Genomic DNA, 9,723 nt, shown 5'->3' with positions numbered 1-9,723 from the left:
ATATGCCTTGTCACTGGGTCGTTCACGCACGGGTATCAATGGCTCTACGCGCTGCCAGAAATCATCTGTGACCACCCAAGAATCCACACGCTTTTGTGTCGCCACGGCTTCGCCCTTGGCCGCGTCTGCTGCGGCTCAGGGCGATAGTTTGCTATTTGCGGATGAATTCTAAGCCTCTTCGGCCCAGGCGAAGCCATCCCGCGCCACCAGGGCGCTGGCCGCCGGTGGGCCCCAGGTGCCTGCGGTGTAGGTCTTGACGCCCGATGGGTCGTGTTTCCATGCCTGCAATACCGGCTCCACCCAGCGCCAGGCCTGCTCCTGCTCATCGGAGCGCACGAACAGGTTCAGGCGGCCCGCGATCGCATCCAGCAGCATGCGTTCGTAGGCCCCGACGCGCTCCGTGGGGAAGGCTTTGTCGAAGTCCAGGTCGAGCGACACGGGTGACAGCGCTTCGAGCCCTTCCGGGTTGAAGACGCTGCGTTCCGTGCCACGCGCGGCCAGCAGGTGCAGCTCCAGGCCGTCTTCCGGCTGCAGCTTGATCACGAGCCGGTTGGGGGCGTGGCTGCCCGGGAAGATCGGGTGCGGCGTGGGGTGAAAGTTCACCACGATCTCGGAGTGCCGCTGCGCCAGGCGCTTGCCGGTGCGCAGGTAGAAGGGCACGCCCGCCCAACGCCAGTTCTGAACCTCGCACTTGATGGCCACGAAGGTCTCGGTGTGGCTGCCTGGCGGTACCTTGTCTTCTTCCTGGTAGCCGCGCACCGCCTGGCCCATCACATTGCCCGCGCGGTACTGGCCGCGCACCACGTCGCGGGCCACGGACACGGCGTCGAAGGGCTTGAGCGAGCGCAGCACCTTGAGCTTCTCGTCGCGGATGGCGTCGGCATCGGCGCTGGAGGGGGGCTCCATCGCCATCATGGTCAGCAACTGCAGCGCATGGTTCTGGATCATGTCGCGCAGGGCGCCGGTGCGGTTGTAGAAGTCACCGCGCGTGCCCACGCCCAGGCTTTCGGCCAGGGTGATCTGGATGTTGGCCACGCGCTCGCGCCGCCACAGGGGCTCGAACAGCACATTGCCGAAGCGCAGCGCCATCAGGTTCTGCACGGCCGGTTTGCCCAGGTAGTGGTCGATGCGCAGGGCCTGGCGTTCGCTGAACACGGAACGCACCACGCGGTTGATCTCCTGCGCGCTGGCCAGATCGTGTCCCAGGGGCTTTTCCAGCACCACGCGCACGCGCTCGTGGTTGAGGCCCGCGGCGCCCAGTTGCTCGCAGATCTGCGGGAACAGGTGCGGGCTGGTGGCCAGGTACATCACCACCGTGTCGGCCTGGCGCTCGGCCAGCCAGGCGGTCAGGCGCGCGTAGTCGGCCGGCTGCGACAGGTCCATGCGCAGGTAATGGATGGCGCGCGAGAACTGCTCGAACTCGTCGTCGCTGGGGCGCTTGGCGCTGTCGGCCTCGGCCAGGCGCTCCTTGAGCCAGGCTCGGTAGCCGGCGTCATCGCGGTCGTCGCGGGCCACGGCCAGGATCCGACCGCCCAGGGGCAGGCTACCGTGCCGCCACGCCTGGAACAGCGCCGGCATCAGCTTGCGCCATGTCAGGTCGCCGGTTCCCCCGAAAAAGACAAGGTCAAAGGCCATGAAGATGATCTAAGGAACAGGGTGTCAACGATTGTCTTCAAAATACCCTCAAAATCGACCCCATCAACGAACAAATCAATGCCCTGCAAGGGTGCTTTCCATGGTTTCGCAACTCGATCAGCTCAAAGCCTTCACCACGGTCGTGGCCGACACCGGCGACTTCAAGCAACTGGCGCAGTTCGCCCCGCAGGATGCCACCACCAACCCGTCCCTGATCCTCAAGGCGGTTCAGAAGCCCGATTACGCGCCTTTGCTGGCCGAAACGGTGACGGCGCACAAGGGCGCACCGCTCGACGAGATCGTCGACCACACGCTGGTGCGCTTCGGGCAGGAGATCCTCAAAGTGATCCCTGGCCGTGTCTCCACCGAGGTGGATGCTCGCCTGAGCTTCGACACCGAGGCCACCCTGGCCCGCGCGCGCCGCATCATCAAGCTGTACGAGGCGGCTGGCATCGAGCGGGGCCGTGTGTTGATCAAGGTGGCGGCCACCTGGGAAGGTATCCAGGCCGCCCGCGTGCTGGAGCAGGAGGGCATCCGCTGCAACCTGACGCTGCTGTTCGCGTTCGCACAGGCCCAGGCCTGCGGCGATGCCAAGGTGCAGCTGATCTCGCCCTTCGTGGGCCGTATCTACGACTGGTACAAGAAGTCTGCCGGCAGCAACTGGGACGAAGCCGCCAACGCCGGGGTGAACGACCCGGGCGTGAAGTCGGTGGCGAGCATCTATGCCCACTACAAGCAGCATGGCATCCGCACCGAGGTGATGGGCGCGAGCTTCCGCAACGTGGGCCAGATCCTGGCGCTGTCGGGCTGCGATCTGCTGACCATCAGCCCCGATTTGCTGGCGCAGTTGCAGGCGGCCGATGCGCCGGTGTCGCGCCACCTGGTGCCGGTCGATTCGGTCAAGCCGGCGCCTGCGCCCTTGAGCGAAGCTGCGTTCCGATACGCATTGAATGAAGACGCGATGGCCACCGAGAAGCTGGCCGAAGGCATCCGGGCTTTCGCTGTCGATGCCGGCAAGCTCGACGGCCTGATCGAAGCGCAGCGCTGAGCGTGCTGGGGCCAAGGGAGAGCCACCGAGCATGACCATCGCCAAGCGTTGTGACCAGACCGTCGCCTGGGCGGCCCTGCAGGGCCATTGGCAGGCGCACGGCAAAGACCTCGATCTGCGCGAGCTGTTCGCGCAGGACCCGCAGCGCTTCGAGCGCTGGGCCTTGCCCGCGCCCGAGATGTTGGTGGACATGTCCCGCGTGCGCTGGGATGTGGCCACGGGCCGCCACCTGATGGCCCTGGCGCGCGAGTGCGGCCTGGAGGCCCACCGCGATGCCCTGCTCGGCGGCGAGCACATCAACCACACCGAAGACCGCGCGGTACTGCACACGGCCTTGCGCGCGCCCAAGGGGCAGGGGCCGCAAAGCTACGCCGTGCACGCTGTGCTCGACCAGATGCTGGCCTTTGTCGAGCAGGTGCGCGCCACCGCGGGCGGCGAACAGGCCGGCGAGATCCACGACGTGGTCAACATCGGCATCGGCGGCTCCGACCTGGGGCCGCAGATGGTGCTGCCCGCGCTGGATGCCTGGGTGCACCCCAAGCTGCGGTTCCACTTCGTGTCCAACGTGGATGGGCATGATCTGGCGCCCGTGCTGCGCAAGCTCGACCCGAAGCACACGCTGTTCATCGTCGCCTCCAAGACCTTCACCACCCAGGAAACCATGGCCAACGCGCACGCTGCGCGGCAATGGTTCTTTGACCAGGGCGGCACGGATGTGGCCCGGCACTTCGTGGCCACCACCACCAATGTCGAGGGCTCCAGGGCCTTCGGCATCAAGACCACCTTCGGCTTCTGGGACTGGGTGGGGGGGCGTTTCTCGATGTGGTCGTCCATCGGCCTGCCGATCGCGCTGGCGCTGGGGGCGGCCAACTTCCGTGCGCTGCTGGCTGGCGCCCACGCGATGGACCGGCATTTCGCCGAAGCACCGCTGGAAGCCAACGTGCCGGTGTGGCTGGGCCTGATGGACGTGTGGAACCGCAACTTCCACCGCTTCACCAGCCGCTGCGTGGCGCCTTACCACCAGGGCCTGGTGCGCTTTCCCGCCTACCTGCAGCAACTGGTGATGGAGAGCAACGGCAAGCGCGTGGATGCCGATGGCCAGGTGCTGCCCTACGACACCAGCAGCGTGGTGTGGGGCGAGCCGGGCACCAATGGCCAGCACGCCTTCTTCCAGATGCTGCACCAGGGCACGGACGTGATTCCGGTGGAGTTCATCCTGGCGCGCAAGCCTGGGCACCGCGACACGGCGGATTGGTCGCCCGCATTGCGTGCACAGATGGACGAGCAGCACCGCATGCTGCTGGCCAACGGGCTGGCCCAGGCGCGTGCGTTGATGGTGGGCAAGACCACGCAAGAGGCCGCGACAGAGAAGGCGCCCACGGCTTCCCAGACCATGGATCCGGCCGTGCTGGCCCGCCACCGTACCTTCCCTGGCAACCGGCCCAGCATCACCTTGCTGCTGGAGCAGCTCAACCCGGCATCGCTGGGCGCGCTGGTGGCGCTGTATGAGCACCGCACCTTCGTGAGCGGGGCCCTGTGGGGCATCAACAGCTTCGACCAATGGGGCGTGGAGCTGGGCAAGGCCATGTGCAAGGATCTGCTGCCGCGCCTGGCCAGCGGTGATGTGCAGGGGCTGGATGCGGCCACGGCCGCGCTGATCCAGCGGTTGGCTTGATGCGCGTGATATCGGGGTGGCTGTTGCGATGAGCCATCAGGCCTTGGCCGTACCTGAGGCGGTGGTTTTCGATTTCGGGGGCGTGCTGTTCAACTGGCAGCCCCTGGTGCTGATCCAGTCCGTGCTGCCTGCGCATGCGCGTGACGATGCGCAAGCCGAAGCGTTGGTCCAGGCCGTGTTCCAGTCTTTCGTGCCCGGCAGTGACTGGGCCGAGTTTGACCGAGGTACGCTGACATGGGAGGAGGTGAGCGGGCGCATCGCTGCGCGCACCGGCTTGCCACAGGCCGATGTGCACCGACTGATGACGGCCATTCCGCCGCATCTCGTGCCCGTGGCTGGCACGGTGGCCTGGCTGGAGCGTCTGGCGGCGGCGGGTACCCGGCTGCACTTCCTGTCGAACATGCCGGCGCCTTATGCGCACTACCTGCAGCAATCGCATGCGTTCCTGAGGCACTTTCACTCTGGTGTGTTCTCCAGCGAGGTGCATCAGGTCAAGCCCAACGAGGACATCTTCCACACCGCCGCCGAGCGTTTCGGCGTACATCCCGCGCGCACGGTGTTCATCGACGACCACCCGCGCAATGTCGACGTGGCGCGCGCCCTGGGCTGGCGCGCCGTGCAGTTCAAGGATGCGGCGCAGTGCGAGGCCGAGTTGCGGCAGTTGGGCTGGCTGTGAGCGGGCGGGGAGCGGCCGAGGGAGGCTGGGAGCCAACGACGTTGCGCTGAAAAGCACCACGGGGCCCGAAGGCCCCGTGTTTTGGCGGCCTGGCGATCCGTCAGGCCGCCACGGCCTCGCTGAGCGCCTTGCGCATTTTCTTCATCGCGGCCACCTCGATCTGGCGGATGCGTTCGGCGCTGACGCCGTAGTCGGCCGCCAGTTCGTGCAGCGTCATGCCGCCCGAGCCGTCGTCGTTCACATTGAGCCAGCGCTCCTGCACGATGCGGCGGCTGCGCTCGTCCAGGCTGTCCAGGGCCGTGACGATGCCCTGGCTGGCCAGCCAGTCGCGGCGCTGCGATTCGATCACGCGGGTGGGCTCGCTGGACTCGTCGGCCAGGTAGGCCAACGGTGCGGCAGGGCCTTCACCATCGTCATCGGCCGCGGGCTCCAGGGCCACGTCGCCACCGGCCAGGCGGGTTTCCATCTCGATGACGTCCTCGGGGCGCACATCAAGCTCAAGGGCCACACGCTGGATCTCGGCATCGCTCAGGCCGGCGCGGCCCACGTGGGCATCGTCAGCCTCGTTCTTGAACTGGTGCTTGAGCGAACGCAGGTTGAAGAACAGCTTGCGCTGGGCCTTGGTGGTGGCCACCTTGACCGTGCGCCAGTTCTTCAGCACGTACTCATGGATCTCGGCCTTGATCCAGTGCATGGCATAGCTGACCAGGCGCACGCCTTGATCCGGGTCATAGCGCTTGACGGCCTTCATCAGGCCGACATTGCCTTCCTGGATCAGGTCGCCCTGGGGCAGGCCGTAGCCCATGTACTGACGCGAGATCGACACCACCAGGCGCAGGTGCGAGAGCACCAGACGGCCGGCGGCCTGCACGTCCTGCTGATCGCGCAGGCGGCGGGCCAGGGCTTGCTCCTCGTCGGCGTCCAGCATGGGGATGGCCTGGACTGCGCGGATGTACGCGTCCAGATTGCCCAGCGAGGGCACCAGGCTCCAGGGATCACGGGGGGCGATGGCGGTGGCAGTGGTCATCAGTGGCTCCTTTCGGGCTCCTTCCAAAACAATATTAGCACTCCCTGTCAAGGAGTGCTAAAGCCTGGAATAAGTTCCCGTGCCACCAGGGCAAATGTGATGCCTGGGGGCGGCTGGTGTTGTCGTCTTTCAGCCGCCAGGCCATGTGCTCGACGAAGCGCGTCTTGCCGCAGCCGGTGGGGCCCTTGAGCAGCATGGGCATGCGCTTGCGCCAGGCGGCTTCGAACAGGGCGATCTCGTCGCCCTGGGCCTGGTATGCGGCTCGCTGTCGATCCCGTAGGCGGTCAGGATGGGGCAAACTTGCCTCAGCCAGAAAAGTCTTATGAATCAAACGCTTGGGCGGTAGCGGGGTTCAAAATCTTGCTGCCAGGGGTGCTACCACTGGGCGGCGAACCAATCATAAAGAAGCAGAACCGCAAGCGGCTATGCGAGTTAGGTCGAGGGAGTGAAATTCGGGTTGTCGACTTCGACAGTTTCGTCGCCGTGGCACGTGTGGCATTGCTCTCCGGGCTCGACATAGCTGCAATCTGGGGCGCAAGGTTCGACTTCATGTGTGGATGAGGGGATAGGCGCGTCTTTGGCCCGCCGCAGGAGCTCAACATTCCTGCCGACACTGACGTCGCAAGAGCGCTAACGCCGCACCGTAACGGTCGCCATTCTGAGTGTTTGCCATACGTTCCCCCTGTCGTTCAAGCAAAGTCCAGTTCAAGCCCCGGCGCGATGGCGGGCATGGACACGATGGAGGCTACAACGGTCTCGTCGTGGTCGTTCACTGGTTTCCACGCATCGCGCTGCTGCTGGGCATACACGGGGTTCAGCAGCTTGTTGCGCTCGATGTAGTCGGCAATTGAAGTTGGAACGTGGTCTACACGGGGGCCGCGCCCAACCAGAACAGCGTGATGCTGGCCGACTACATGACGCGCTACTTCGGCCCGCGCGTGTACATGGTGGGCAGCGACTACATCTACACGTACGAATCGAACCGCCTGATGAGCGACTTCGTGCTGACGCGGCCTGGTGGCACCAAGGTAGGCGAGCGCTACGTGCGGCTCGATGCCACCGAGAAGGACTTCGCGCCCATCATCCAGGACATCGCCCTCAAACAGCCCGACTTCATCTTCTCGACCGTGGTGGGCCGTGGCACGCGCATGCTCTACCAGGCCTATGCCGAGGCGGGGCTTGGCCCGCGCCGCATGCCCCTGGCCAGCCTGACAACCTGCGAGGTGGAGGCCGCCGAGATGGGCGCGGCGGTGGCGCAGGGGCACATCACGGCAGCGCCGTATTTCCAGCCGCTGGGCACGCCGCTCAACCGCCGGTGCCTGACGCGCTTCAAGGCGCAGTTTGGCACCGAGGTGCAGCCCAATATGTGCTGGGAGGCCGCGTACTTCCAGGTGCATTTGTTCGCCAACGCGCTGCGCGCCGCGGGCAGCGACGAATTGGACCGGCTGATGCCCTTCCTGCTGGGCAGCGAGTTCGACGCGCCGCAAGGCCGTGTGCGCATCGACCCGGCCAACCACCACACGCGCCTGTACCCGCGCATCGGCCGGCTCGATGCCCAAGGGCAGTTCGAGGTGCTGGCCCAGACGGCGCAGGGGGGCGATCCCGACCCCTACCTCGCCAACCACGCGGTGGGCGAATGGAACGATCCGATGGTGCTCACGCCCGCCCACGCAGGGGATGCGCGCGATGGCCGCCTCTGACGCCCGCGAGCCCAGGCCGCGCGTACCGGGCCGCGGCAAGCGCGCCACGCCGGATCTGCTCAAGAAGCTGCGGCACCTGCGCGTGGCGGTGTTCCATCCCAAGGATGCCGATGGCGAACTGCTGGCCGGGCAGTTGCAGCGCATCGGCTGCCATGCTCTGACCTTCTGGCCGCCGCTGGATGACTTGTCCGACACGGTGGACGTGGTCTTCTGCGCCGTGCGGCCCGAGCTGGCCGCGCGCAACTTCGCGTGGGCGCGTGCCGACGTGCCGCCAGCCATGGTGGCGGTGATCGACTGCGAGAACCCTACCATTCTCGATGCTGTGCTGGACCTGGGCGCACAGGCCGTGCTGACGGTGCCGTTGCGATCGTCTGGTGTGCTGTCCGCGCTGGTGATGGCGCTGGCCGTGAACGACGAGATGAAAGAGGGCCGCAAGCGCGTGGCCCGCCTGGAGAAGAAGCTGCTGGCCGCCAACCAGATCAGCGAGGCCAAGCTGATCCTCATGCGCACGCGCAACGTGAGCGACACGGAGGCCTACCGCCTGATCCGAGAGCAGGCCATGAGCAAGCGCGTGGGCGCCGAGGAGATCGCCAACGCCATCATCCAAGCCGATGCGGTGCTGAACTACCGCGACCGCGATTGATGTCTTAGGGGGGCGTTGGCCCTTTACACCCGGTGGGCGTGCGGCGTAAGCTGATGCGCATGCTGCATTGCAGCAAAAGCACAATCGTTCTTCGAAACTGGGGGTGAACCATGGCCACATCAGCCAGCGGGATGCGCCGTGCGCGCGGCATGTTGAGTACCTTTGGCAGGTGCTTGGCTGTGGGGGCTGCGGCCTTGGTGGTGCTGGTCGGCGGGGCATGTGCGGACGTGCTGCCCCGTTTGCCGGGCCTGGCGCTCAAGGCCGATGAGGTGTCGGTGTCGGGCCTGTCATCCGGGGCGTACATGGCGGGGCAGTTCGGCGTGGCCTATTCGGCCTCGCTGTCGGGCTCGGCGGTGCTGGCGGGTGGGCCTTATGGCTGCTCGCGCGGTTCGGTCAGCACGGCCATGTTCAACTGCTCGTGCCCGGCGGAGAAGAACTTCCTGCTCGACCTGATGCAGAGCTTTCCCGGCCTGGCCTGCACGGCCTTCAGCCCCGAGGTGTACGGCGTGTTCAGCGAGCGTGCGGTAAAGGGCAATCGCGGCGCGATCGACGACACCGCCAACCTGGGGCGCCACCGCGTCTACCTGCTCTCGGGCGGGCAGGACCACGTGGTGGACCGCAAGCTTGTCACGGCGGCCGAGCAACTCTACCGCTACCTGGGCGTGCCCGAGACGCAGATCCACCGCGAAGACCTGCCCGATGCGGGGCATGCCTTTCCCAGCCTGCAGGCCACGGCGGCCTGCGGTGTGACGAAATCACCCTTCATCAACCAATGCCAGGTGGACACGGCGGGCGAGTTGCTGAAATGGCTGCACCCTGATCTGGCCTCCGTGACGCCGGCCACGGCCGATGCGAGCGCGCTGTACCAGTTTAGCCAGCGCGGCTATGCAGGCAGCGGCTTTACGGGGCTGGACACCACTGGTTGGGTCTATGTGCCCAAAGCCTGCAAGGAGGCAGGCGCAGGCTGCCGCCTGCATGTGGCCTTCCATGGCTGCGAGCAAGGGCAGAGCTTCAAGGCGGCGGGGCAGGGCGCCTATGGCCTGCAGTTCATCAACGGTGCGGGTTACAACCGCTGGGCCGAGGCCGGGCGCATCGTGGTGCTCTACCCGCAGGTCAAGCCCAGTACGCGGGGCAGCTTTTTCGATCCCTACCAGTTCAATCCCAAGGGTTGCTGGGACTTCTGGGGCTACACCGAGAAATATGCCGCATCCAACCCCACGGCGCCCAACTTCTCCAAGCAATCCGCGCCGCAGATGAAGGCTGTCAAGGCCATGATCGACGACCTGCTCCAGGCACCGTGACACGGTAGGCATCTGCGG

9 protein-coding genes are annotated in these 9,723 nt (G+C 66.1%); 6 read left to right on the top strand and 3 right to left on the bottom strand.

Going from position 1 to position 9,723, the window contains the following annotated elements; translation table 11 throughout:
• Positions 1–168: 168 nt before the first annotated feature.
• Complete coding sequence (zwf, locus tag WAQ08_RS15470) at positions 169–1,635, bottom strand: glucose-6-phosphate dehydrogenase (RefSeq protein WP_422192686.1); 1,467 nt, start codon at positions 1,633–1,635, stop codon at positions 169–171.
• A 100-nt stretch (positions 1,636–1,735) separates the two neighbouring features.
• On the opposite strand from zwf, the gene tal reads away from it, so the two are divergent.
• The 3 genes from tal to WAQ08_RS15455 are packed head-to-tail and all read left to right on the top strand — an operon-like array spanning position 1,736 to position 5,034.
• On the top strand, positions 1,736–2,683 hold the full coding sequence (tal, locus tag WAQ08_RS15465; protein WP_422192685.1) for a transaldolase: 948 nt from the start codon (positions 1,736–1,738) through the stop codon (positions 2,681–2,683).
• A gap of 31 nt (positions 2,684–2,714) precedes the next feature.
• Positions 2,715–4,358 (top strand): glucose-6-phosphate isomerase, encoded by a 1,644-nt coding sequence (pgi, locus tag WAQ08_RS15460; protein ID WP_422192683.1) that lies wholly within the window; start codon positions 2,715–2,717, stop codon positions 4,356–4,358.
• A gap of 28 nt (positions 4,359–4,386) precedes the next feature.
• Positions 4,387–5,034: an HAD family hydrolase gene (locus tag WAQ08_RS15455; RefSeq protein WP_422192681.1), complete on the top strand. Its 648-nt coding sequence runs from the start codon at positions 4,387–4,389 to the stop codon at positions 5,032–5,034.
• Positions 5,035–5,134: 100 nt separating this feature from the next.
• On the opposite strand, the gene rpoH is transcribed toward WAQ08_RS15455, so the two are convergent.
• Together rpoH and WAQ08_RS15445 are read right to left on the bottom strand one after the other, a co-directional pair.
• Positions 5,135–6,061, bottom strand: coding sequence for an RNA polymerase sigma factor RpoH (gene rpoH / locus WAQ08_RS15450; protein ID WP_422192680.1), 927 nt, complete (start codon positions 6,059–6,061; stop codon positions 5,135–5,137).
• 34 nt (positions 6,062–6,095) lie between these two features.
• On the bottom strand, positions 6,096–6,359 hold the full coding sequence (locus tag WAQ08_RS15445; RefSeq protein ID WP_422192688.1) for a hypothetical protein: 264 nt from the start codon (positions 6,357–6,359) through the stop codon (positions 6,096–6,098).
• Between the two features lie 562 nt (positions 6,360–6,921).
• On the opposite strand from WAQ08_RS15445, the gene WAQ08_RS15440 reads away from it, so the two are divergent.
• The 3 genes from WAQ08_RS15440 to WAQ08_RS15430 all read left to right on the top strand — a co-directional run bounded on the left by WAQ08_RS15440 (position 6,922) and on the right by WAQ08_RS15430 (position 9,705).
• Positions 6,922–7,761 carry a transporter substrate-binding protein gene (locus WAQ08_RS15440; protein ID WP_422192679.1) on the top strand — a complete coding sequence of 280 codons (840 nt, stop codon included), beginning with the start codon at positions 6,922–6,924 and terminating at the stop codon, positions 7,759–7,761.
• Positions 7,748–8,404 (top strand): ANTAR domain-containing response regulator, encoded by a 657-nt coding sequence (locus tag WAQ08_RS15435; protein ID WP_422192677.1) that lies wholly within the window; start codon positions 7,748–7,750, stop codon positions 8,402–8,404. Before WAQ08_RS15440 ends, WAQ08_RS15435 begins: the two co-directional genes overlap by 14 nt.
• Positions 8,405–8,514: 110 nt before the next feature.
• The gene (locus WAQ08_RS15430) at positions 8,515–9,705 is read left to right on the top strand and encodes a poly(3-hydroxybutyrate) depolymerase (protein WP_422192676.1); all 1,191 of its coding nucleotides are present in this window, start codon (positions 8,515–8,517) and stop codon (positions 9,703–9,705) included.
• Positions 9,706–9,723 lie beyond the last annotated feature (18 nt).

The organism is Aquabacterium sp., from assembly GCF_049274795.1.
GTDB lineage: Bacteria > Pseudomonadota > Gammaproteobacteria > Burkholderiales > Burkholderiaceae_C > Aquabacterium.
This window is presented reverse-complemented; position numbering and strand designations above follow the sequence as displayed.

Coding starts and splice junctions, on each gene's coding strand:
- WAQ08_RS15455 (WP_422192681.1), top strand. CDS start 4,387: ATGAGCCATCAGGCCTTGGCCGTACCTGAGGCGGTGGTTTTCGATTTC.
- WAQ08_RS15430 (WP_422192676.1), top strand. CDS start 8,515: ATGGCCACATCAGCCAGCGGGATGCGCCGTGCGCGCGGCATGTTGAGT.
- tal (WP_422192685.1), top strand. CDS start 1,736: ATGGTTTCGCAACTCGATCAGCTCAAAGCCTTCACCACGGTCGTGGCC.
- rpoH (WP_422192680.1), bottom strand. CDS start 6,061: ATGACCACTGCCACCGCCATCGCCCCCCGTGATCCCTGGAGCCTGGTG.
- WAQ08_RS15435 (WP_422192677.1), top strand. CDS start 7,748: ATGGCCGCCTCTGACGCCCGCGAGCCCAGGCCGCGCGTACCGGGCCGC.
- zwf (WP_422192686.1), bottom strand. CDS start 1,635: ATGGCCTTTGACCTTGTCTTTTTCGGGGGAACCGGCGACCTGACATGG.
- pgi (WP_422192683.1), top strand. CDS start 2,715: ATGACCATCGCCAAGCGTTGTGACCAGACCGTCGCCTGGGCGGCCCTG.